The 24874-nt window shown below is 59.6% G+C and carries 18 protein-coding genes; 8 read left to right on the top strand and 10 right to left on the bottom strand.

Features of this window, described 5'->3' with window-relative positions; genetic code table 11:
- Window positions 1-147 precede the first annotated feature (147 nt).
- On the bottom strand, window positions 148-906 hold the full coding sequence (locus QD228_RS13400; protein WP_279875840.1) for a Crp/Fnr family transcriptional regulator: 759 nt from the start codon (window positions 904-906) through the stop codon (window positions 148-150).
- A 170-nt stretch (window positions 907-1076) separates the two neighbouring features.
- On the bottom strand, window positions 1077-2075 hold the full coding sequence (locus QD228_RS13395; RefSeq protein WP_279875839.1) for a helix-turn-helix domain-containing protein: 999 nt from the start codon (window positions 2073-2075) through the stop codon (window positions 1077-1079).
- A gap of 291 nt (window positions 2076-2366) precedes the next feature.
- Between QD228_RS13395 and QD228_RS13390 the strand changes: the two genes are divergently transcribed.
- Window positions 2367-3440, top strand: a complete 1074-nt coding sequence (locus tag QD228_RS13390) for a phosphotransferase (RefSeq protein ID WP_279875838.1) — start codon at window positions 2367-2369, stop codon at window positions 3438-3440.
- The gene (locus QD228_RS13385; RefSeq protein ID WP_153635487.1) at window positions 3440-4774 is read left to right on the top strand and encodes an aspartate aminotransferase family protein; all 1335 of its coding nucleotides are present in this window, start codon (window positions 3440-3442) and stop codon (window positions 4772-4774) included. Before QD228_RS13390 ends, QD228_RS13385 begins: the two co-directional genes overlap by 1 nt.
- A gap of 400 nt (window positions 4775-5174) precedes the next feature.
- Here the strand turns inward: QD228_RS13385 and QD228_RS13380 are convergent, their stop codons facing one another.
- Entirely contained in the window at window positions 5175-7202 is a 2028-nt protein-coding gene (locus QD228_RS13380; protein WP_279875837.1) for a TonB-dependent receptor, read from the bottom strand.
- Between the two features lie 359 nt (window positions 7203-7561).
- Between QD228_RS13380 and QD228_RS13375 the strand changes: the two genes are divergently transcribed.
- Window positions 7562-8440 (top strand): ABC transporter substrate-binding protein, encoded by an 879-nt coding sequence (locus QD228_RS13375; RefSeq protein ID WP_279875836.1) that lies wholly within the window; start codon window positions 7562-7564, stop codon window positions 8438-8440.
- A gap of 105 nt (window positions 8441-8545) precedes the next feature.
- Here the strand turns inward: QD228_RS13375 and QD228_RS13370 are convergent, their stop codons facing one another.
- From QD228_RS13370 to QD228_RS13340, 7 genes are all read right to left on the bottom strand, one after another.
- The gene (locus tag QD228_RS13370) at window positions 8546-9538 is read right to left on the bottom strand and encodes a nucleoid-associated protein (RefSeq protein WP_279875835.1); all 993 of its coding nucleotides are present in this window, start codon (window positions 9536-9538) and stop codon (window positions 8546-8548) included.
- A gap of 80 nt (window positions 9539-9618) precedes the next feature.
- Window positions 9619-10674 (bottom strand): LacI family DNA-binding transcriptional regulator, encoded by a 1056-nt coding sequence (locus tag QD228_RS13365; RefSeq protein ID WP_279875834.1) that lies wholly within the window; start codon window positions 10672-10674, stop codon window positions 9619-9621.
- A 306-nt stretch (window positions 10675-10980) separates the two neighbouring features.
- Window positions 10981-12087, bottom strand: a complete 1107-nt coding sequence (gene ugpC, locus QD228_RS13360) for a sn-glycerol-3-phosphate ABC transporter ATP-binding protein UgpC (protein ID WP_279875833.1) — start codon at window positions 12085-12087, stop codon at window positions 10981-10983.
- Between the two features lie 45 nt (window positions 12088-12132).
- Window positions 12133-13773, bottom strand: a complete 1641-nt coding sequence (locus QD228_RS13355; protein WP_279875890.1) for an alpha glucosidase — start codon at window positions 13771-13773, stop codon at window positions 12133-12135.
- A gap of 26 nt (window positions 13774-13799) precedes the next feature.
- Entirely contained in the window at window positions 13800-14642 is an 843-nt protein-coding gene (locus QD228_RS13350) for a carbohydrate ABC transporter permease (protein ID WP_084208934.1), read from the bottom strand.
- Between the two features lie 11 nt (window positions 14643-14653).
- Window positions 14654-15628 (bottom strand): sugar ABC transporter permease, encoded by a 975-nt coding sequence (locus tag QD228_RS13345; RefSeq protein WP_176493092.1) that lies wholly within the window; start codon window positions 15626-15628, stop codon window positions 14654-14656.
- Window positions 15629-15643: 15 nt separating this feature from the next.
- Window positions 15644-16912, bottom strand: a complete 1269-nt coding sequence (locus tag QD228_RS13340; RefSeq protein WP_084208932.1) for an ABC transporter substrate-binding protein — start codon at window positions 16910-16912, stop codon at window positions 15644-15646.
- Window positions 16913-17285: 373 nt separating this feature from the next.
- Here QD228_RS13340 and QD228_RS13335 point away from each other — a divergent pair, with 373 nt between their 5' ends.
- From QD228_RS13335 to araD, 5 genes are all read left to right on the top strand, one after another.
- Window positions 17286-18827 carry a carbohydrate porin gene (locus tag QD228_RS13335; protein ID WP_255303009.1) on the top strand — a complete coding sequence of 514 codons (1542 nt, stop codon included), beginning with the start codon at window positions 17286-17288 and terminating at the stop codon, window positions 18825-18827.
- A gap of 639 nt (window positions 18828-19466) precedes the next feature.
- Window positions 19467-19661, top strand: coding sequence for a CsbD family protein (locus QD228_RS13330; protein ID WP_054555838.1), 195 nt, complete (start codon window positions 19467-19469; stop codon window positions 19659-19661).
- 676 nt (window positions 19662-20337) lie between these two features.
- Window positions 20338-21369 (top strand): LacI family DNA-binding transcriptional regulator, encoded by a 1032-nt coding sequence (locus tag QD228_RS13325; RefSeq protein ID WP_084208930.1) that lies wholly within the window; start codon window positions 20338-20340, stop codon window positions 21367-21369.
- Between the two features lie 337 nt (window positions 21370-21706).
- A complete protein-coding gene (locus QD228_RS13320; RefSeq protein ID WP_279875832.1) occupies window positions 21707-22933 on the top strand; it encodes a Gfo/Idh/MocA family oxidoreductase in 1227 nt (408 codons plus the stop codon).
- Between the two features lie 130 nt (window positions 22934-23063).
- Window positions 23064-24791, top strand: coding sequence for an L-arabinonate dehydratase (gene araD / locus QD228_RS13315; RefSeq protein ID WP_279875831.1), 1728 nt, complete (start codon window positions 23064-23066; stop codon window positions 24789-24791).
- Window positions 24792-24874: the final 83 nt, after the last annotated feature.

The raw sequence follows: 24874 nt of genomic DNA, 5'->3' as shown, positions 1-24874 counted from the left end.
CCCGGTAGGGCGCGCGGAAATCCATCACCAGACAGTATGCGATAGCCTTGTGCTTTCGTCGGTTCGCTAGCGCACACAACCCCGGTTCCGGTCTCGGCTCCGGTCTCGGCTCCGGTCTCGGCCAGCCGTTGCATGAGAGCGCAGTGCTCACAGGGAAGGGGTGTCGTCTCCTGAAGAGTCTGTCATCGGCAGTGTCATGGAATAGGGCATCAGGCGATCACTTTCCTTCTTTACCACTGCGTAGCACTCGCAGCAGAGCTGCTCCAGCCTGGGGCGGTCGAGTACCGTGATATGCCCTCGGTGGTATTCGATGACACCTTGCCTGTGCAGTTTTCCTGCGGCTTCCGTGACCCCCTCACGGCGCACCCCGAGCATGTTGGCGATCAATTCCTGCGTCATGTCCAGCTGATCGCCTGGCAGGCGGTCCAGCGACAGCAATAACCAGCGACATAGCTGTTGATCGATCGAATGGTGTCGGTTGCAGACGGCTGTCTGGGACATCTGGGTGATGAGGGATTGCGTGTAGCGCAGCAGGAGGTGAAGCATTTCTCCATGCCGGTTGAATTCCGCCTTCAGGTGATGCACCGGCAGTCGCAGCGCCTGGCCAGCGCTTTGCACGATGGCACGGCTGGTAGTGCTTTCGCCGCCCATGAACACCGCAATTCCCACCAGGCCTTCGTTGCCGACGACTGCGATCTCGGCGGATGCGCCATTCTCGGTCACGTAAAGCAGTGACACGATGGCATCAATCGGGAAGTACACGTGGCTCAAGGCACTCCCCGCGGTATACAGCACCTGGCCAAGCGACAGATGGATCGGCTCCAGATGCGCTGCCAGGCGTTGGGTCGTCTCGGCGGACAATCCCGCTAGCAGATGATTCTGTTCATGCGACAACTGATCCGTCATGCATTTTCCTCCCCGAGGAAACCTGTCCCTGATGTGGGCAGGTGTTGGGGGATGGGCAGGGCACGTCTCCCTGTGCCACCCGCGTCTGTCACCTTTTGCAGCCTCCTTCTTCGGCTACCTTGTGCTGCTGTCTTCTGCTGCTGTCTTCTGCTGCGATCGCCCGTTGCTGCCTACCTCTTGCGTCGATGGCGCGACAGGGTGTGCGAGGGGCTCTCGCCAAACAGGCGGCGATAGTCCTGCGCGAACTGGCCCAGATGATAGAAGCCCCAGTCGCTGGCGATCTGTCCTATCGTACTCGTTGCCTGAGGTTCACACAGCCGTCGCCGCACCTGGTTGAGGCGATTCAGGCGGATGAACTGCATCGGGCTGATACCGAGAATGCTGGTGAAACTGTTGTGCAGCGTTCGCTGGCTGACATGAGCGATGCCGCAGAGCATGTCGATGCTGATCGGGGCAGGCGCTGCGCCGTTCACATGCTCTCGCACCCGCTCTACGACCTGTCGTCGGTGGTGGTAGCTGGGATAGCGGTCGGTGAGAGGGATCCTTTCTTCGAGGATGGCGGTCACGGCCAGTGACAGGATGCCCTGATGCACCTGAACTTCGAACCCCTGACGCTGCCGCTTGAGCAGTCTTTCCATCAGGAAGGTGACCGCGCGGCGAGTCTTCTGCGATACCCCGAGGCGCATCGTGTGTTGCGGGTCACTCTCCAGCAGTGTCAGCGCCGATTCCCCCACCACCGTGAGCAGCCAGTCACGCCGCAGCACGAGACAGTGGATCGCGAAAGTGTCCGGCGTGGTCAGCGCGAAATCCTGCCCACCCGGCTGACACATGATGTCGCCTGCCTCAAGCGCGTAGCCATTGATCCGGCAGGGCTGTCGCTCGGCGGGAATACCGATCCACAGCGAGTCAGGCCAGACATGACATTGCTGATCCAATGCCTGGCTGGTGTATTCCTTGAATACCTGCATTCCCGGCAGATGGAGTTCATCGATACGTCCGTAGAAGGCGCCCTGACCGTACTGATCGTAGTGTTGCGACCAGTCGGTCAGGTTATGCGCCTGTTCATTGACGTCCCATGCCTCCCGTGTGCACTTGCCTGGTGCATGCTCGAAAATCCCGTGCTGCCAGGTGGCATCACTGTCGTCCGTTCGTGATACATCTTCGTGCATTGATCAATCAACTCATTGTTCTTGTTGGTGTTTTCAGCTTTGCCGGATGCTGATAACGCATCACCTCGCGCTGTCGTTAGTCTGAGTCATGCAACTTTCGCGCACAGAGTCATGCCGTGAGCCAGATCGTGGGTCGTGAGATTGGCCACTGGCTTCTGGCCGCAGACGAAGTGTGACACCGAGACCGCAAGATCCCCGGTCTCCCCATGTCAGCGAGGTGGTGAGATGTATACGGAAACTCTGATAAATCAAACAAGACACGAGTTGGTTACTTGCCTGGAAAAATGGCACATGGCGGAAACCTCGCGGATCTCGCTGCTGACCATGTCAGAGAACGCGACCTTTCTGGCCGAGGATGACGAGGCGGGACGCAGGATCATCATTCGGGTTCACCGCCCGGACTATCACTGCCGGGAGGAGATCGAGTCCGAGCTGGCCTGGATCGATGATCTGCGCACGACGGCACGGATCAATACGCCGGCCCCGGTCATGACCACGACAGGCAGCCCTGTGTTGAGCATCTCCGCCGGCGGGCAATCCCTGTACGTGGTGGCCTTCGAGCATGTGGTCGGCAGTGAGCCGGATATCGGCGATGACTTGCCGCAGTGGTTTGAACGCCTGGGCGCGATGAATGCCACGCTGCACGAACACAGCCGTCGCTGGCAGCCCCCGGAGGGCTTCGTGCGCAAGCGTTGGGACCTGGAAAGCATGATCTCGCCCCGTGGGCTGTGGGGCGATTGGCGAAATGCGCCGGGCATGACGGTGGAAGAGGCCCAGGCCATCAATGCTGCCATCCCCTATCTCAAGTCGGAGATTGCCCTGTATGGCACGGCGCCACAGCAGTTCGGTCTGGTCCATGCCGACCTGCGCTTGACCAACCTGCTGGTGTCACAGGACAGCATGGCGATCATCGACTTCGATGACTGCGGCTTCTGCTGGTATGCCTATGACTTCGCTGCGGCGATCAGCTTCCACGAGACGGATCCGTGCGTCCCGCAGCTGCGCGATGCCTGGATCAAGGGGTACCGCTCGGTGGCCGAGTTCTCGTCGGCAGATGAGGCAATGCTGGATACCTTCATCATGCTGCGTCGCATTCTGCTGTGTGCCTGGCTGGCCACGCATCAGGAAAGCAAGGAAGGCAAGACATTGAGTGATGGTTTCAGCCGGGATACGGCCATCATGGCGCGGCGCTATGTTCAGCAACGAGGGGGCCAGTCACGAGAGGACCAGCAAGGTGTCGTGCAGACACTGGGCGTGCAAGAACACGACGATCAGGCGGATGTTGATCGGACCAGTACTGTTCGGACAAGCACTGTTCGGACAGGTACAGATCGGACAATCAATGACAAGGTGAGGATGGCGTGATGGAAAAGGTACGCGGGATTCTGGATCAGAACGCCTTCAGCATGGCGCACATCGACAAGGCAGATGCGCGAATCGGCGCACTGGTGCGCAAGCGGCTGGAAACGGTAGGGCCGACGTCCATGCTCTTCTATGAGGAGCCGCTGCACATCGTACGAGGGGAGCGGGTCTGGTTGTTCGATGATCAAGGCAAGCGCTACCTGGATGTCTACAACAATGTGCCGTCCATCGGCCACTGCCATCCTCGCGTGGTCCAGGCGGTCGCCGAACAGATGGGGACCCTCAACGTGCACAACCGCTATCTGCACGAAGGCATCCATCGCTATGCCGAGCGCCTGCTGGACACGCTGCCGCGCACGCTCAATCGACTGGTAATGATGTGTACCGGCAGTGAAAGCAACGACATGGCGCTGAGGCTGGCGCGTGGCTGGACGGGCCGGCAGGGGATCATCGTCACCGAGGCGGCCTATCACGGCAACACGGCCGCCGTGACGGAAGTCTCACCATCCTCCTACAAGCAGGGAACGCCGCCGGATCACGTGCATATCCTGCCGATCTCCCGGATGAGTGAGCAGGCAGACCCGGCCGCCTGGTTCGCCGAGCAGGTGCGGTTCGGCATCGAACAGCTGGAGGCGAGGGGCCATGGATGCGCGGCACTGCTGGTCGACTCCATCTTCTCGAGCGATGGCATCTATGCAGACCCCGCCGGTTTCCTGAAGCCCGCGGTCGAACTCCTGCAGGCCCGGGGCGGCCTATTCATCTCCGATGAGGTCCAGCCCGGCTTCGGGCGCACGGGGCAGGGGATGTGGGGCTTCTCGCGCCACGGCGTGACGCCGGATGTGGTGACCATGGGCAAACCGATGGGCAACGGCTTCCCGATGTCCGGGCTGGCGGCACGCGAGGAGTTGCTGGCGGTCCTGAATACCGATGTGGGCTACTTCAATACCTTCGGCGGCTCACCGGTCGCCGTGGCGGCGGGCACGGCGGTGCTGGACGTGATCGACGAGGAAGACCTGATGGCCAATGCCACACGTCAAGGCGAGTACTTCAAGCGACAGCTCCAAGATATTCAGGCACGTTTCGAGGAGGTGAGCGATGTACGAGGCGCCGGGCTGTTCCTGGGATTGGATCTCTGTGACCCGACGCGTGACGGAGCGCCGGACGCCCAGCGCACCACGGCGTTGATCAACGACCTCAAGCGCAATGGCGTGTTGATCGGCGGGGCCGGCAAGTCCGGCAGTACCTTGAAGATCCGCCCGCCACTGTGCATCGAGCGCTCGGAAGCCGACCTCTTCCTGGACAGGTTCGAGCAATCCTTGAGAACGACTGCCAGGTAACCCACTCGCAATACGTCATGGATCATCGGTGAATAACTCCGCTTCGGAGTGGCAGGTTGCAATTGTTAAGCAGGGTATTGCACTGGCTCGTGTGGTAATGGCTCACGATGTAATTGCTTGAAGGCGTCTGGTGAGACTTTTCGATGAGGTGATATGCGCGTGTTCCTTGGCCTATTACGTGATTCATCGGCCTGGGGGGGGCAACGCTTGCCAAGGTGCAAGCCTTTCGCGAGTGGTTGCTGGAGGAAAGTGGCAGCGAGTCTCGTGGATCTGATGGAAGCTGCTGATGAAGACACCGGCCCCCATGACTGACGTCTTGTTTTGAAACCATGAGCTGCAATGCAACAAGGGGAGCCTCGGCTCCCCTTGTTGCGTAAGCATGAGTGGATCTGGTCGAGGATCAGAAGTCCATGGTCAGCCCAAGGTTCAACCGGCGGCCATCCAGCACCACGCCGTAGGTGTCATTGGTGACTTCCTTGTCAGCGATGTTGTAGAGGCCAGCCTTGACGCGAGCGCTCTCGTTCAAGGCATAGACGACACCCACATCGAAGAAGGTATAGCTCGGCGTGCCTTCGCTCATGCTGGTACGTGACAGGTAATCACTGGTTTCGCCACGGTAGTTCCCCTGTGCCCACAGGTTGAGATCGTGAGTGGCTTGCCAGTCCACCGCCACGTTGAGCATATGTTCCGGGATCTTGTTCAAGGGCTCGCCCTTGAATTCACCACTTTTCTGCTCGGAGTCGGTGTAGGTGTAGCTGGAGCTAAGATTCACGCTTGGCGTGATGGCATAGTCCAGTGACAGCTCGATGCCCTGCATGACAGCTTCGTCGATGTTGCGGTAGGTGCTGACGAAATAGTAATCAGTGCCGGCATAGCTGCACTCGCGGAAGGCGGGATCGGAGAAACCTTCATCCGGGCCTTGGCAGAGGCGGTCTTCGGAGATCTTGTCCTTGAACTGGGTGTAGAACAGGGTGGCGCCGGCGCTGAGTGTGCCTGACTGGTTCTGGAAAACGGTGCCCAGCTCGTAGTTGGTGCTGGTTTCCGGATCCAGCTCCTCGTTGCCGATGATGACGGCACTGCCCTGGCCAGTTCGACGTCCAAAGCCCTCTGTTGCATCGGATAGACTCGGTTGGCTGTAGCCCGTGGAGACCCCGCCCTTGAGCGTCCATTGCGGATCAAGGTGATAATTGGCATAGACGCGTGGAGAGAGATGACCCCCGAACAGTTCATCGTCGTCGTAGCGCAAGCCGGTGGTGACGTTGAGGTCCTCGGTCAGACTCCATTCCATCTCGACGAATAGTGCGGCAATCCAGCGATCGACGTTATCAACAGCCCCCGGGACATTTGAGGCCAGCAAGCCATTGGTCTCATCCGTCAGCTGCTCGAATTTGTACTGACCGCCGAAGGTCAGCATATGATCGCCCCAGAAGTATGTGGTCTGGTTGTTGAACGTGGTGACTTCTTCACGCTTTTCGTCATCGGAATCCAGCACGTTCTCCGAAATGTCGTGCTGTAGATAGGTGTCCGTGAGGAAGCTGCCGTAACTCCCCTTGTGGCCGAGGGTGTAGACGTCCTTGTCATAGCGATAGCGACTGGTTTCGGAATCATCCGCAATGCTCACGCCGGCATTGTGGGTATATTCCTGCTTGGACGCGGTATAGCCGAGCGTGAACGCATTGTCCTCATCCGGCGTCAGCGTGAATTCGGCCCCCCCTTGACGAATGTCGCTGTCAGGCGTGCTTTCGGCATTGTCATCACTGCCCTGATAATCGCTTTCTTCATAACCGGTCCAGTTGCCGTGAACCTTGAGCCCGAGCAGGCCTTCGATGAGCGGCCCGCTGGTATAGAAACTCAGCTGCTGCCCGTCGTTGCTGATGTCGTTGAGCGAGTGGGTATATTCCGTCGTGACAGACCCCGACCAATCATCCGCCACCTTCTTGGTGATGATGTTGATGACGCCGCCCATGGCTTGTGAGCCGTACAGCGATGACATCGGTCCGCGAATCACTTCCACTCGCTCGATCATCGAGATCGGGGGGAGGCCAATCTGCTTGCCTTCATCATTGCCATTGGTATTGACGGAGCGGCCAGCCGAGAGCGGGCGGCCATCGATCATGTAAAGCGTGTAGCTATTGTCCATCCCTCGAATACTGATGTCCTGAGAATTCCCGCCCCCCGTAACATAGACGCCAGGCACATTATCCATGGCATCAGTGATATCCGTGTACGACTGCTTGTTGAGCTGCTCGCCGGTAATGACCGAGATACTGGCAGGGGCATCCGAGATCACCTGTTCGTAGCCGGAAGCTGTCACCACCACAGGTTCCAACTGGCTGGATTCGTCAGCCTGTACGCCAGCAGGTAGGCAAGCGGCGGCGATACCGATAGCCAAGGCCGATCGAGCAAAGGGGAGTGCGGGGACTGTCATGTTCCTGGATCCTTGAGGTCGCGATTATGTCGTTATTGAGCCACGAGGTTTTTTAGGGTTGTGGGCCACTGAGCGCTCTGTTGACGTCGACTTCGGGTAGGGAATGCGACAGGCGCTATCGCTTCAATGTCGATCTTTTTTTCGTATTTACGAAAACAAATGATAAACATTCGTATTTTTTAGTTCAGGTGTGTTTCTCTGCTGTCAGAGTTGCGTTTTTCGCAACTCTCGGTAGTGGCATGGGGTTGCTCGTAAATTGCGGGTTGTGCAACGCACAGTTGCATGATTTTGGGGAAGCAGTCGTGCTAGTATCGCAAATACAAATGATATTAATTATTATTCAATAAAAGAGAATGTCGATGAACGTCGCTGGGCTCACCCTGTCTGTTTCTACTCTGTTGTTGGCTGCTTTACCTTTTAGTGCTCAGGCACACGAAGTCGCCGGGGAAGAGCATGGCCCTTCCGTCGTGAGTTTGGACTGGGGCGCTGCCGATACGCTGGATGAGCTGGGATTAGCTGAGCACCTCGTCGGGGTTCCACATCAGTCTGCGCCCGCCTATGTGTCACATCTGGTCAAAGGTCGGGCAGATATCGGCGGGCTCAAGGAGCCTGATGTCGAGGCGATCGCGGGATTGGAGCCGGACCTGATTTTGATCACCGGTCGTCAATCTGGATCACTTGAGGCGCTAAAGGCTGTGGCGGAGACGCGTGATGTCACTCTCGAAGAAGGCAACTACTTCGAAGCACTGAGCGGCAAGGTACTGAGCTTGGCGTCCCCGTATCATGTCGAGGAAAAGGCACGTGAGAAGCTGGCAGCGCTCAAGTTGGATATTGCGACGGCGCGTGAAGGGCTGGCGGAAGATCTTGACGCGTTGGTCGTGACCCATAACGACGGTCGTTATGTTCTGCGCCAGGAGCCGATTGTCACTGAGCTGCTGCAGATCGATCAGCCGGCGCTGCTGAACTCCGTAGAGCCGGTCAGCCGTGGTGAGCGTACTTTCTACCCGCTGACGCCAGCGAATATTGTCGAGATGGCGCCGGATGTTCTGTATGTGGTTGATCGCAGTGCTGCCATTGGCCAGACCCCGATGGATGCTGACGCGCTTAAGGCCGCGCTGGCCGATGCTGGCGGTGCGGACATTGGTGTTATCGTGCTATCCCCGGGGCTTTGGTATCTCTCCGGCAATGGCTTGCAGAGTGTGCGTGCCCAGATGAATGAGATTCTCGAAGGGCTGTAAAGGCCGGGGCACACGGTTTCTTGTCAGACACACGAAGGCCAGGCAGATGCCTGGCCTTCGTGTGTCTGACGGATATGCATCAGGCGATGTTGTCTGATCAGAGGCTTAGCGCTGCTTGAGCTGATCGCGCAGGCCGGTCGGGACCTGTTTGATGATCAGACGATCGCTTGCCTCATCGTATTCCACTGAGTCGCCCAGCAGGTGCGAGTCAAAGCTGATCGAGACGCCCGCGGCGCGCCCGGTGAAACGCTTGAACTGGTTGAGCGTCTTCTTGTCCGGCGGGATTTCCGGTGACAGCCCATAGTCGCTGTTGCGAATGTGGTCGTAGAAGGCCTGCGGGCGCTCCTCATCGATCAGCTCAGACAGCTGGTCCAGCGTGATCGGCTCGCCGAGCTTGGCCTGGTCGGTGGCATAATCGACCAGGGTATCGGTCTTCTGCCGACTGGCTTCCTCGGCCATGTCTTCCTTCTCGACATAGTCGCTGAACGCCTTGAGCAGGGTACGGGTTTCCTGACCGGCATCCCGCTGCTCCTGTGCACCCAGCGTTTCGGCGAAGGCCTCGGCGAGCTTGGTGCGTCCGCGATCACGCGCCCAGGACAGATAGGGGTGAGACGTCGAGCTGCCTTGCCACTGACTGATATCCAGTCGCGCGGCCAGCGACATCTGGGTCAGGTTGAGCTGGCGGGCAGGCGTCACCGCAAGGGTCTCGTCGATCGCGAAGCCATCACGATGGTGCAGCAACGCCATGAACAGATGACGCGTCTCGCCCTGTTGGTGGTCCACCACCAGCAGATGGCCGCCTGTCGGGAGGTTGTCATCGATCAGCGGCATAAGACGACTGGCAAGCGTCTGGGTCAGGCTCGCGAAATCGCTATCACCTGCGAGGAAGGCCGCCAGTTCCGTGGGGAAGGCAGCAGGCGCGTCTTCATTGAAACGGCCCCAGTTCTTGGCCTTGCCGTGGTAGGCATCATTGAGCCCGGACACCAGATCCTCCAGTGCATCGGATGCCGCCAGGGTGGTGGTGGCAGGCACCAGCTGGGCCGGCGTCTCGCTGTTGCCCTTGTCGATACGGTGAATGATGCTGTGCAGGATCGGCATGGGAACCTCCCTCGGCTGCGATGAACGGGCTGGGGATGATACCTGCCACGCCCCATAGCGTCACTCTCCGCGAGGTCTCTTCACGGACAGGTTTCACCCTGGATCAGTCGAGTCGTGAGCAGGCGAGGCGAGGCGGGTTCCAGCCCCAGAATCATTCGTGCGGCAAGGCGGCCTTTCTCGGTACTGTCCTGCTGGACCGTGGTCAGGCGAGGCGAGCGATATTGTCCTTCCTCGATGCCATCAAAGCCGGTGATACGCAGGTCTTCAGGAATTCGGATACCACGTTGTTCCGCCAGGGTCACGGCGGTCAACGCGATGCGGTCGGACATGCACAGCAGGAGGTCTGGCCGTTCACTGGCCGGAAGATCCAGAATCTCTGACAGCACCGGCGCGCAGACCTCGTAGGTGTTTTCCTCGATGTTCCACATCGTCACAGAATCGGGGGAGATATCCCGCTCAGCCAGCGCACGATGAAAACCCGCCAGTCGCGAGCGGGTGATGGTTCGACCCGCCGGGAGCAGCGCGTGGGCCTCGGTGATGCGGCCGTTGCAGGCTGTTTCGGTCAGGCGCAGGTTGACGATGCCGATGCGACTGGCGGGTGTCTTCAGGGCATGTTGCGCGATGGCGTAGCAGGCGGGCTCATCATCCACGTGGATGGCGGGGTGATCGCCCAGATCGAAGTCGACCGCCACGATGGGCTTGTGACCCGCGCTCTGGAGTTCTTCCACCAGCGCCATGCTGGCCATCAGCCCGTAGACGATGAAGCCATCGGCAATGCTGGAAGACCCCGGCACCTGAGAGGCATCCTGGCGACCCGAGAGCAGCAGCAGGGTATGGCCGTGGGCGTCCAGCACTTCGGCGATGCCCGATAACAGCTCGCTGGCGACCGCGTCCTTGAGGCTGTAGGTCAATGTCTCTGCGAGTACCACGGCGATGATCCGTGAGCGCCCCGTACGCAGGCTTCGCGCCTTGGCGTCCGGACCACGATAGCCCAGCCGTCTGGCCTCCTCGAGAATCCGCTCGCGCAATGCAGGCGAGAGCTGGTCGGGGCGGTTGAAGGCGTTGGAGACACTGGCGGTGGAGACGCCCAGTTCTGCGGCTAGCTCCTTGAGAGTGATACGGCGAGGCGATGACACAGGCGTCGGGTTCCTGGAGTAAAGACTGATTCGATCAAGAGAAATTCAGGATATCGATCAGTCTGATGAATGCCTAGTCCAGCGTATGAGATTGAGGTCACAGCAGGGGCTGGCCTGCCGGTTACCATCGGGACGGTAGCTTGGAAGAGTGATGTGGAAGGGGGAATTGGCCAATTCCGTTAACTATTACACTATGAATTTTGTTTTGAGGCACATCTTCAAGAGAGGGCACTCAGCTCTGCGTGAGCCAATAGACATCACGCAGAGCTGTTTCTCAAGATGGCATTCCCTTTAAATGAGGGAAGTTCAGGCTGCCTGGCGTTGCCGGGTCAGGCTCAGCGCGCGATCCTGACTGTCGAACAGATGCACGTGCTCCAGGTCCGGCACCAGTGCGACGCGCTGGCCGATCTTCCACTGACTGGGAGCTTCGCTGCGGTGGATCAGCAGGCTGTCGCCGTCTTTCGGGTCGAGATAGACGTAGACTTCGTTGCCCAGGTACTCGACGTTGACGATCTCGAAGGCATTGTCGCCGCGGGCCTCTTCCAGGCAGAGGTGTTCGGGACGAATCCCCAGCGTCAGACGGCTGCCGGCACGCTCGTCGCCGGCATCGCGAGGCAGCTCCAGCTCGCCGATCCCGGCTGTCGTGATGCGACAGCCATTGCCCTCGCTCCGCAGCAGCTCTGCCGGCAGGAAGTTCATGGTCGGGGAGCCGATGAAGCCGGCCACGAAGCGGGTCGCCGGGGCCTGATAGAGCGTCTGGGGACTGCCGACCTGTTCGATGCGCCCATCACGCAGTACCACGATCTTGTCGGCCAGGGTCATGGCTTCGACCTGGTCGTGGGTGACGTAGACCATGGTGGAGCCCAGGCGGTGGTGCAGGCGGGCGATCTCATTGCGCATCTGCACCCGCAGCGAGGCATCCAGGTTGGAGAGCGGCTCATCGAACAACAGGATCTTCGGCTCACGCGCCATGGCGCGACCCATGGCAACGCGCTGTCGCTGGCCGCCGGAAAGCGCCTTGGGCTTGCGGTGCAGCAACTCCTCGAGCTGAAGGATGCGCGCCGTCTCCATCACGCGTTGTTCGACGCTTTCCTTGTCGGTCTTGGCAAGCTTGAGGCCGAAGGCCATGTTCTCGTACACCGTCATGTGCGGGTAGAGGGCATAGGACTGGAAGACCATGCCCACGCCACGCTCACGCGGGGGAAGGTCATTGACCAGATCGCCGGCGATATGCATCTCACCGTCGGTGATCGATTCCAGTGCGGCGATCAGGCGCAACAGGGTCGACTTGCCACAGCCAGACGGCCCGACGAAGACCACGAATTCGCCGCTGCCGATCTTGAGATCCAGATCCTTGATGATGTGCGTGCTGCCGAAGGTCTTGTTGATCTTGGAGAGGGTTACGCTTGTCATCTTGCGACTCCCAGCCGGTGCTCGGCACCGGCTTTCGAAAGAAGGTTAGTCGAGTGCCAGGAAGGCAGCCTGATAGGCGGGAAGCACCAGCCGCGCCGCCTGGGGCTGGGCCGTGTCCAGCTCGGCAGTAAAGCCTGCGCCTTCGAGCAGACGCGCGCTGCCGGCGTAGGCTTGCGGCAGTGCGGTGACCTGTTCAGCGCCCGTGAGATTGAAGAGGCACAGCATGCGCTTGCCGTCATGCTCGCGCAGGAAGCCCAGCAGCTCGTCACCCACGTCCACCAGCTGAATGTCCCCCTCACGCAATACCGGATGCTGACGGCGGAAATTCAGCAGGGCGCGGGTGGCATGCAAGACCGAGTTGGCGTCGTCTTCCTGATTGGCCACGGCCAGGGGGAGGTGGCGTTCATCGACCGGCAGCCAGGGCTCGACACTCGAGAAGTCCCCCTGGTCCGTCTGACGCCAGGGCATGGGGGTCCGGCAACCGTCGCGGCCCTTGAATTCCGGCCACAGCACCTTGCCGTAGGGGTCCTGAATGCGCTCGAAGGGCACGTCGGCTTCCGGCAGGCCCAGCTCCTCACCCTGGTAGAGGCAGACGCTGCCGCGCAGTGACAGCACCATGGCCAGAGCGACCTTGGGGTAGGCCACCGGGTCTTCGTCGGCACCCCAGCGTGTGGCGCTGCGCACGACGTCGTGGTTCGACAGCGCCCAGCATGGCCAGGCATCGCCGGCCAGACGCTGGAAGCGCTCGATGACTTCGCGGAGATAGCCCGCAGAGTGCGGCGCATTGAGCAGATCAAACCCGTAGGCCATGTGCAGCTTGTCGCCCCCGGCGGTGTACTCCGCCATGCGCTCCAGCGGCTTGTCATCACCGATTTCGCCCACCGTGGTGGTACCCGGGTATTCATCCATCAGGGCGCGCAGCGCTTTCAGGAAGTCGAGGTTTTCCGGGCGACTCAGGTCATAGACGTGTCGCTGCCAGGTATAGGGGTTGGAATCCGGCGCGCCCAGGGTCTTGGCCTCGCCCGCCGGCACCGGCGGGTTGTCGCGCAGGGCCTGATCATGGAAATAGAAGTTGACGGTATCCAGGCGGAAGCCATCCACACCCAACTCAAGCCAGAAGCGCATGTTGTCGAGCTGTGCCTGTCGGGCCTCCGGGTGGTGGAAGTTCACGTCGGGCTGGCTGGTCAGGAAGTTGTGCAGGTAATACTGCTGGCGACGTGAATCGAAGGTCCAGGCCGAGCCGCCGAAGATCGACAGCCAGTTGTTGGGCGGCGTGCCGTCGGGCTTGGGGTCTGCCCACACGAACCAGTCGGCCTTGTCGTTGGTGCGGTCCTGACGGCTCTGCTGGAACCAGGGGTGCTGGTCGGAGGTGTGGCTGATCACCTGGTCGATCATGACCTTCAGGCCCAGGGAATGGGCGCGCTCCAGCAGGGTCTTGAAGTCCTCCAGGGTGCCGAACATCGGGTCGACATCCCGGTAGTCGCTGATGTCATACCCGAAGTCGAGCATCGGGGAGGTGAAGAAGGGCGACAGCCAGATGCCATCCACGCCCAGGGAGGCCACGTAATCGAGTCTGGCGGTGATGCCCGGCAGATCGCCGATGCCATCGCCGTTGCTGTCCAGGAAGCTGCGCGGGTAGATCTGGTAGATGACGCCACCGCGCCACCAGCTGGAGGAGGTCTGCATTTGGGCTTCGAGCAATGACATGACGATTATCCTTTGACGGCGCCGGCGGTCAGGCCGGAGACGATGCGGCGCTGGAAGATCATCACCAGGATGACCAGCGGTATGGTGACGGTGACGGAGGCGGCCATGATCGGGCCCCAGGGGAGCTCATGCTGGCTGCCGCCGGAGATCAGGGCGATGGCGACCGGCACGGTGCGTTCGCTGTCGGTCAGCGTGAAGGTCAAGGCGAACAGGAACTCGTTCCAGGCCGCGATGAAGGCGAGCAACCCGGTGGTGGCCATGGCCGGCCACATCAGGGGCAGGAAGACCTTGGTGATGGTCTCCCACGGCGTGGCGCCGTCCATGATCGCGGCCTCTTCCAGTTCCATGGGCAGCTGACGCATGAAGGTCGTCAGTACCCAGACGGTGAAGGGCAGCGTGAAGATGGTGTAACTGAGAATCAGGCCGCCGGGGTTGTTGTAGAGATTCAGGCTGCGAATCACCTCGAACAGCCCGGAGAGCACCGCGACCTGAGGGAACATCGAGACCCCGAGAATGATCAGCATCACGGTGGAGCGGCCGCGAAAGCGCACGCGTCCCAACGCATAGGAGGCGGTGATGCCCAGCAGCAGCGCGATCAACACGACGCTCAAGGCGATCAGGATCGAGTTGCCGATCGCCTGCAGGAAGCTCTTCTGCGCAAAGATCTGGGCATAGTTGCTGAAGTCCAGCGAGGTCAGCCAGTAGTTGACCTCGAACAGCTCACTGGAGGGTTTCAGTGAGGTGATCACCGCGTAATAGAAGGGGAACACGGCGTAGACGATGATGATGGCGATCAAGGCCCATTTGCCGACATGCTTGGCGAGTCGGGTCAGCTGGTAGCGGTTCATCGGAGTCTGATTCATTTCTCCACTCCCAGTTGGCGGCGGCCAAGGTAGAGGTAGACCACGACGGCCAGCGCGATGATCAGGAACAGCATCGTGGAGGCGGCACTGCCGTAGCCCACGTCCTGGAACTCCACCAGTTGCTGGCGGGCGTAGATGGACATGGTCATGGTGCTCGACGAGTTGGAGGTCAGCACATAGATGACGTCGAAGACGCGCAGTGCATCGAGAAGGCGGAAGATCACGGCGACCAGCAGGGCCGGGGTGATCAATGGCAGGGTGACACGGAAGAACACCTTCACCGGGTGGATGCCATCGACCTCGGCGGCCTCATAGCAGTCCTTGGGCAGCATCTGCAGCGCGGCGAGTACCAGCAGTGCCACGAAGGGGATGGTCTTCCAGACATCGACCATGATCACGGCCCACATCGATAGATCGGCATCCGCCGTCCAGGCCAGGGGCGCATCGATCAGTCCCAGCCCCATCAGCAGGTGGTTGATGATTCCGAACTGGTCATTGAGCATCCAGGCCCACATCTTGGCGGAGACGATGGTCGGGATGGCCCAGGGAATCAGCACCGCGGCCCGGACCAGCATGCGTCCCTTGAATTCGGCATTCAGGAGCAGCGCCACGATGATGCCGAAGACGACTTCCAGCGACACCGAGATGACGCTGAAGTAGACGGTGTTCCAGACGGAATTCCACCACACCGGGTCAGCCAGCAGGCCGTACCAGACGCCGTCGTCCTTCACGAGATAGTTCTCGAAGCCGATGAAGGCGGCACCGGTCGTGTCCGAGAGCGAGGCATCGGTCAGGCTGAGATAGAAGGTTCTCAGCAGGGGCCAGCCGGCCACCAGCGCCAGTGCGACCAGCATCGGGGCGAGATAGGTCCAGGCCGCGCGTACCCGCTGGCGTCTGACCTTGGTGCCGCGTTTGCGAGTCCTGGCCGAGGGCGAGCCCGTCGACACTGACTCATTGAGCGTGGTTGTCATGCGAAACCTCCCGGGTTACCAGCGACGACGTTTGATGCGTGACAGTTCGCTCTTGAGCTGGGCAACCGCCTGGGCACCGCTCTGCTCGCCGCTCAGCACGCTATGGGTCGCGTTGAAGAAGGCATTGCTCACCTGGCCGTAGTTGTCTCCGGTGACGGCTGACGGACGGGCCACGGCATTGGTGAAGGTGTCGTAGAGCGTGCCGAAGAAGGGCACGGCGGTGAGCACCTCCTCGTCCTGATACAGCGCTGTGAGGGTCGGGTTGTAGGCGGCCTGGATGGCTCGGCGTTTCTGCTCGGGTTCACCGGTGAGGAAGGCCACCAGCTGAGAGGCGAGCTCGGGATTCTCGCTGTACTTCGAGACCGCCAGGTTCCAGCCGCCCAGCGCCGCGGCACTCTCGCCCTCGGCGCCATGGGGCAGCTTGACCACCCCGACCTTGCCGGCCACCTTGCTGTCATCGCTCTGGGTCAGCGACCAGGCGTAGGGCCAGTTGCGCATGAAGACGGCGTTGCCGGACTGGAAGATGCCGCGGGCTTCTTCCTCGGAATAATTGAGTGCGCCCTGCGGGGTGATCTCGCCGATCCAGCTGGCGGCCAGGTCGAGTGCCGAGGCCGTGTTGGGGTTGTCGATGGTGATCTCGCCATCGGCATCGACAATGGCGCCGCCGTCATTGCTGGCGACCCACTCCAGGGCGTTGCAGGTCAGGCCCTCATAGGCACGCCCCTGGAAGACGTAACCCCACATCTTCTCGCTGCCCGCCTCACGCTCCTTCGCCTGTATCTGCGTGGCGGTCTCTGTCAATTCCTGCCATGTCTCGGGAGGTGCGAACCCGTACTTCTCCAGCAGGTCCTTGCGGTAGTAGAGCACCCCGGCATCCGTGAACCAGGGCATGGCCACCAGGCGGCCATCCACCGTGTTGTTGTCGACGATGGTCGCGAAGTGGCCCTGCGCCGCCTTTTCGCCGAGCGTCTGGTGCAGATCAAGCAGGTGATTGGCGAGCAGCCCCGGCCAGACCACATCGATCTGCAGGACGTCGATATCCCCGGACTGGGCCGACAGAATCTGCTGGTAGAGCGAGAGGCGTTCCGTCGAGGAATTGGGCGTGGAAACGATGTCGACGTCATGGCCGGTCTTTTCCTCCCAGGCCGCGACGCCCTGTTCACAGAGTTCCAGCTCGGCCCCGACCGCGCCGCAGGAGATGGTCAGGTCCGCGGCCATGGCGGGTGCGGTGGTGGCCACTCCCAGCAGGGCGACGCTTGAGGCGATCAGTGTCTTGCGTTGCATGGCAAATCCTCGTCACTTGTTGTTGTTGGGCATTCATCGGCCATCTGGCGGGGGAAAATCCTGAGGTTATCCGATGGTGTTTCTTAAACGATTAAGGCGTGATCACAGTCAAGCGATTGGCGTCGATATCCGCAACCTGAACTTTGGTCTTGCTGTCGCTGATATGTCGCCAGAAATGGGAGTTATATGCGGTGATCGCTCCCCTTTGGTCGAATTTCGACATAGGTCGTGTGTCTGAGAGGCCAGATTGCCACTAGGGTCTTAAACGATTAAGTGAGTATGGCGCCTACGACAACGCCAATGACGAAGGCGCCACTTCGCTGATCATCGCCAAGCGAGTGATTCGTCAACAACAACAAAGGCTCTCTCCAACATGACTACTTCCCCCCAGCGCCCGCTCAAGGCCCCTCTGGCCATGGCTGTTGCCATTGCCATCATGAGTACCAGTGGTCTCGCCACTGCCGACAGCACGGGCGACATCGAGGCGCGGCTCGCAGAGCTGGAGCAGCGCATCAATGACGCTGAACAGCGGGCCAGAGCGGCTGAGCGTCGCGCCGCCGAGGCAGAGCAGGCGATGGCCGTTCAGCGCCGAACGAATGAGACTGATCAACCCGCGCGCGTGACCGCGCAGACCGAGGACCTCGAAGAGCGTCTGGCCGCCGTGGAGCGTCAGGCCAGTGGCGAGGAAGGTTTCTCCTTCAATGCCTATGCCCGCTCAGGTCTCCTGATCGGGGAGGGGGGCAAGAGCATTGACGGCGGCCCCTATCTCACCCCGGCGGGGTCGGTGGGGGGAGCGGTCGGGCGGCTGGGGAATGAGCCCGATACCTATGTCGAGACGGTGCTCAACTACAAGACGCGCTACGATAACGGGGCAAAGGCGCACTACCGCACCATGATTGCCGACGGGGTGGAGACCAGCAACGACTGGACCTCGGACGAGTCCAGCCTGAACGTACGACAGGTCTACGTGGAATTGAGCGATCTGCCGAGCTTCACTGGCGCCTTCGAGAATTCCGCCATCTGGGCCGGCAAGCGCTTCGATCGGGACAACTTCGACATCCACTGGCTCGACAGTGACTTCATCTTCCTTGCCGGCACCGGCGCGGGTATCTACGACGTCCAGCTCACCGATGACTGGAAAGCCAACTTCTCGGTCTACGGACGCAGTTACAGTGAATATCCGACCGAGGATTCCGACACTGGCGGCGATACCGACAACCTGACCTTCACGATGAACAACTACGTCGGCAACTGGCAGTGGATGGTCAGTGCATTGTCTGCCGCAGACAACGAAGAGCGCGCCATGGATACGGGCGCCACAGCCGCGGATTCCGGGTTCCATACCATGCTGGCCTATCATGGCGACAGCTTCTTTGGTCTCGCCGACGGCAGCTTCAAGGCCGCCGTGCTGCATGGCCGAGGGCTTGGCGCGGAGACGAAGGTCATCGGGGGTGACGGGAATCTGACAGATGATGCGACCTCGACTCGACTCGGTCTGTATGGCACGACCTATCTCGCGCCCAAGTGGCGTCTGGCACCGGCCGTGCTGGCGGAAGTCAGTGAAGACCGTTATGCCGAAGGCGACGAATACTCCTGGGCGACGTTCAATGCGCGTCTGGCCAATGAGCTGACGGCGAATTTCGAGATGCAATACGAACTCAGCTATCAATGGATGGATCTTGACCCCGGTGCCTCAGGCACTGCCGTGGAAGGGAGCTATCGAAAATTCACCATCGCACCGACCTTCAAGCCTGAAGTCGGTGGCTTCTGGAAACGTCCGGAAATCCGCCTGTTCGCGTCCTGGAGTGACTGGGATGAGGAGCTCAATGACTTCTCGGATGAAGATGCGCTCGGGAGTGCAGGTTTCACGGGAGGTGAATGGGCCTTCGGTGTCCAGAGCGAGGTATGGTTCTAGGAACAGGACGCCAAGCCAGTCATCGCCTGCCAGTGTTTCGATCTTGCCCGCGGTTAGCCGCGGGTTTTTTGTAACGCTAGCGCTGGATGGTTGAGACGCTGATCCCAAACTGACCAGCGAGATCTTTTCTCCGTAATGCTGGAAGGAGTTGCTTGGGAAGTCGGCATGAATTTTCGGTGTCGTTATCGCTTGCTTATACAGCTTGATAACCATGATGATTTTCCTGTATGAATTACTTGATGCGTTTACGAGAGGCTAATAAAGGATAGATTCGTTGTGAAAATAGATCATCCGGCACCCTACAGTGAGTTGTCGATGAGTTATGCTGAACGTTTTTTCCTATACATTTAATGACGGTTTTTATATTGATTGTTGGGAGTCGGTAAATGACGATATGCCACGGAAAGATGAAGGGAACTTTTTGTCGATGATGTTGTATCGGATTTGCTGGCTCGCGCTATATTTCATTTCAAGTCAATGGCAGCGCCACCAATGAGTTGAAGCGGTAGGGCTGTTGTTGACCACTAATATCTGTGCTAGCTTATATTCGTGGCCTGCCATGAGGCTCAATCACAGCATGTGACGGGTCATTGGTTGATTTTTATTTGTCGCATTATCTGTTTTATTTAGGAGGCTGCCATGAATAGCGATATCGCCGAAGGTAAGTGGAAGCAACTCAAAGGTAAGGTGCGCGAAGGTTGGGGAGAGCTTACCGATGAAGATGTCGACGAAATTGCGGGTCGCAAGGAGCACTTTGTCGGGAAGGTTCAAGAGCGTTATGGCATGAAGAAAGAAGATGCTGAAAAAGAATGGGATAAACTGTCCGATTCGTGAAGTTTTTTTAATATATATATTTTATGTTACCGATGCTTGCATTTTGCAGGCATCGGTTTTTTGTGTCTGAGCTCCAACAACAAGAGCAGCACGCATGGCATGCAGGGTTTTAAAATATTTTCTCGAGAATACCTGGGATGGCTATTCGACAGCAGAGGCGTTGTCGGGAATGGTCATTCGGTTTCTCGACGCATCTTGCGTAGCCCAGCTGTACTGACATTCTTGGAGACTGCTCCCTGGAGAAGTACTGCCGTGCCAAGCCATTGATGTGCTCATTGGCCCATTGCCAAGTGGGGCTATAGGGGCATAGCAATACATCTACTGCCAAAGCCCTTTGCAATATCTTCGTGATCGGCGACCTCCAAGTCGTATCCAAGGTCATCGTCCGGGTGTACCACGACGAGGCTTCAGTAACCGATGCATCGTCTGTTGCGTCAGTTCTACTGTGGTCCTGAGCACTCATGCTGCTAGAGATAGTCGCCAGGGTCGTGTTATCGAAAGGAGGATATTGACTCTCTGGTGGCACACGTCATAGCCAACGTGATACGGCTGTATCCTTCATCATGTGCCTGCTGCATGCTTGCGTGATCCGCGATATGGTCGGCCAATGATTATCCAATGTGGGGTGGGATGCCTTGATGAGATATTGGGCATTGAGCCTCGTTAGGGAGAGAGCATGAAAAAAACCGACAGCGCACCTGCCACCAAGCGCGTCACCATCACGGATGTGGCCAGAGAGGCCAATGTCTCGATAGCGGCGGTCTCGCGTGCCATGAATCCGGAAGGGAGCAGTTCACCCGAGATGCGCCGTCGTATTCTGGCGGTAGCAGAGCGCCTGGGATACAAGCCGAATCGGTTGGCGAGAGGCATCAAGTCACAGTCCAGCTTGATCGGCATTCTCGTGACGAATTTCGAGAATCCGGTCTATCTGGCGATTCTCAGCGAGTTTTCGGCGGCCATACAACGACACAACTGCCATACGTTGCTGATCAACGTGAACACCGAGAAAAGCATTTCGGAAGCCGTCTCGTTGGTGATGGAGTATCACGTCGATGCACTGATCGTCACGTCGGCCTCTGTCCCTCCTGAGCTGGTCGAAGCCTGTGCCAGGCAGAACACGCCGGTCGCGATCTTTGGGCGTGATGGCGAAGACTCCGGTGCAAGCGTCGTTACCTGTGACGATGTCGAGATGGGCCGAATGGCGGCGGATCATCTCATTGATCATGGCTATCGTCGCCTGGCCTATGTGGGGGCATCGACCAAGGAACAGGCCACGCTGGACAGAAAGCGTGGTTTCATCGAGCGCCTGGAGCAGCGCGGACTCACGCTGCATGGCGTGGGCGAGGGGCACCGTCACAGCTACGACGCAGGATATGAAGCGACCTGTGAGTTGCTCGCTGCCGCCGAGGTCATTCCTGACAGTATCTTCTACTTCGATGACATCATGGCCTGTGGTGGCATGGATGCGATTCGCCACGAATTCTCTCACCGGATTCCGCAGGACATCGGCATCGTCGGGGTGGATGACATCCGCTTTGCCTCAAGCAAATCCTATGATCTGACGACGATTTGCCAGCCCTTCACGGAAATGGTCAACAAGACGGTGTCGTTGTTGTTCGTGCGCATCAAGCAAGGGGATACGGCGCCAGACCGTATCATCATGCCATGTCATATCACCCAGCGCGGCACGACCCAGCACGTCGGCTGAGACCCACTCTTGACGAAACCTGCTCTGGATACGTCTCACTCTGGATGAAGCTTCAGAGGATTCTCTCTGGACTTCGCGCCTGTCTTCCAGCGCTTGCACAGCGACTACATCTTTCAGGCGCTCATCTTCCAGGTGCCATGCGCCATGCGCTGAACCCCATCGGATCACCTGGTTTTCTCCCGTCTCGTCCCTTGGTCTAAATGGCTTTGAAAACATTTTCAAAGCCGGTTTGGCTGCGCTAGGCTGCTCGGTATGCCGCGCACCGACGCCAAGAGGTTCACGACGGTGGTGCGCGAGAAAACAACAATGCCATTCATGCCTGAAGCCGGGATGCACCATGACTCAGCCGACCACAACCGCTTGCGCCGAACGCCTCCAGACCCAGTCTCATGACGAGACTCCACAGATATTGCGTCTGGGGATGATAGGGGGCGGTGTCCAGTCCTTCATCGGTCAGGTCCATCGTGCAGCGGCACAGATGGATGGGCGGTACCGCGTCGTGGCAGGGGCGCTGTCCTCAAATCCTGAGCGTGCACGCCAGCAGGCGGAGCAACTCAACATCGCACGTGGTTATGGCGATGGTGAGTCACTGCTGCGCGAGGAAGCCGCTCGTGAAGATGGGGCTGAGGTCATCGCCATTCTCACGCCCAACGACAGTCACTTCGCCCTGGCCAGATTGGCTCTGGAGCTGGGCTTTCATGTCGTCTGTGAAAAGCCGCTGGTCAATGATCCGGCTCAGGCGAAAGAGCTTGAAGCGATCGCCGAGCGGGCAGGGCTGCGCTTCTGCATGGCCTATGGCTATACCGGCTATCCGATGGTGCGTCAGGCACGCGCCATGATCGAGAACGGGGAACTGGGCGAGATTCGTCAGCTGCAATGTGACTACGTCCAGGGGCATCTGGCCAGCCTGACGGATGCCGAGAAGGCGGGGCATGACTGGCACATGGATCCGGCCATCGCGGGAGAATCGATGATTCTCAATGACATCGCGACTCACGCCTTCCATATGCTCGAGTATGTTTCCGGACTTGAGACAAGTGAGTTGAGTGCCGACGTGACCGCCAGCGTGGCCGGACGCGAAGCGCACGATAACGCCAACGTACTGTTGCGCTATGCCAATGGCGCCCGCGGGCTGATGTGGATTACCCAGGCGGCGGCCGGCGCAGAACATGGCCTGAGCTTCCGGATCTTCGGCAATCTCGGCGGTCTTGAGTGGCACCAGGAAACCCCCAATCAGCTCCTGTTCCGACGGCTCGATGGCGCACCTTTACTGCTCTCCAAGGGAGCGGCCGGCCTGCATGATGCCTCCACGCGTATCTCGCGAGTGGCCTTTGGACATCCCGAGGGGTATCGCGAAGCCTTTTCCTCGCTGTACAGCGATCTTCATGAAGACATCACGGCCAGCCAGCAGGGCATGCCTGTCGATCCGCTTGCCCTCTGGTACCCCGACATCCGTAGCGGGGTCCGCGGTGTCGAATTCGCCGCCACCGCGCTCGACTCAAGTCGGCGCAATGGTGACTGGGTGTCTCTGCCCTCGCGGCGGGACAGTCAATTGGCGCGCTGATTCGATGGTTCCATTGAGATAGCCAACGCCACTTCATTCAGGAATGACGCAATGACGGGTCGCCCTCGCGGCAGCCGGTGCGGGTTCTGCTACGCCATTGTTCGGTCAATCACGTTGCAAGGAGTACGGGATGAACAGGAAAGGGGTCGACGATCTGCGCAGTAATCGCTGGTTCAAGCAGGATGATCTGCGCTCTTTCGGGCATCGCTCCCGCGTCAAGCAGATGGGCTATTGGGGAGAGGAGTTCGTCGGCAAGCCGGTGATCGCGATCATCAATACCTGGAATGACCTCAATACCTGCCATTCCCACTTCCCTGAGCGGGTCAAGGATATCAAGCGTGGCATCACGGCGGCGGGGGGCTTTGCTGTCGAATTGCCTGCCATGTCACTGGGTGAGCAATTGATGAAGCCCAGCGCCATGATGTATCGCAACATGCTGGCCATGGAAGTCGAGGAACTGCTGCGCAGCTACCCCGTGGATGGGGCAGTGGTGATGGGTGGCTGTGACAAGACCACACCGGGCGTGCTGATGGGGGCCATTTCGATGAACTTGCCCACTATCTATGTACCTGCCGGTGCCATGCTGCGTGGCAACTATCGTGGCCAGGTATTGGGCAGCGGCACGGATGTCTGGAAGTACTGGGACGAGCGTCGTATCGGCAATGTCAGTCAGAGTGACTGGAACGAGATCGAGAACGGTATTGCCCGCTCTCCGGGCACCTGCATGACCATGGGCACGGCCGCGACACTGATGTCGATCGGGGAATCGCTGGGCATGAGCCTGCCGGGGGCCTCGAGCATTCCCGCGGTGGACGCCAATCACAACCGGATGTGCTACGCCAGCGGCAAGCGAGCGGTGGAAATGGTCTGGGAAGATCTCAAGCCGACCGATGTCATGAGCGAGGCATCCTTTGATAACGCGATTGCCGTCGACATGGCGATCGGTGGCTCGACCAACGCCATCATCCACATCGTGGCCATGGCGCGGCGTCTCGGAATCACGCTGCCGATGGAGCGCTTCAACGAGATATCGCGTCGTGTGCCGCTGGTGCTGAACCTCAAGCCTTCCGGCGAATATCTGATGGAAGACTTCTTCTATGCCGGAGGGCTTCCGGCCTTGATGACGAGCATCGGCAGTGAGCTGAAGCTCTCCGCCATGACCGTGACCGGCCGTACCCTGGGCGACAACATCGAGGGTGCCAAGGTCTGGCGCCCGGAAGTCATTCTCCCGCTGGACAATCCGGTCAATGCCTCGGGCGGGACTGCCGTGCTGACCGGCAGCCTGGCGCCGAAGGGCGCCATCATCAAGCCGACCGCGGCGGACCCTCGCCTGCATGTCCATCAAGGGCCTGCCTATGTGTTCGAGAACATCGCCGACCTCAAGGCACGTATCGATGATGAGGACCTCCCGGTCACGGCCGACAGCATCATCGTGCTCAAGAATGGCGGGCCGGTGGGCGGCCCCGGCATGCCGGAATGGGGCATGATGCCGATTCCGGCCAAGCTGCTGAAACAAGGCGTGCGCGACATGCTGCGGATCTCCGACTCGCGCATGAGCGGCACCAGCTATGGCAGCTGCATTCTGCATGTGGCGCCGGAAGCCGCCGTCGGCGGGCCGCTGGCCATCGTTCAGACCGGTGACATCATCGCGGTCGATGTCCCCAATCGTCGGCTGGACCTGATGGTCGACGAAGAGGAGATCCAGCGCCGACTGGCGGATTGGCAGCCGCCCAGGGATCGGCACCCTCACGGCTATGCCTCTCTCTACAAGGCACATGTCACCCAGGCGGATGAAGGCTGTGACTTCGACTTTGCCAATGGCGCGCCTGGCAGTACCCCTGAACCCGATATCTATTGAGCGTCGCTGCGTGAAGCAGGGAGATGAGGTCGAGGGTATCGGAGCAAAGGTCTGGAAGGCGTGCGCCCACGCAGGCGCCATGG

Source organism: Cobetia sp. 3AK (assembly GCF_029846335.1).
Taxonomy (GTDB): domain Bacteria; phylum Pseudomonadota; class Gammaproteobacteria; order Pseudomonadales; family Halomonadaceae; genus Cobetia; species Cobetia marina.
Note: the sequence above shows the minus strand (reverse complement) of the source record. Positions and strands in the feature narration are given on the sequence as shown.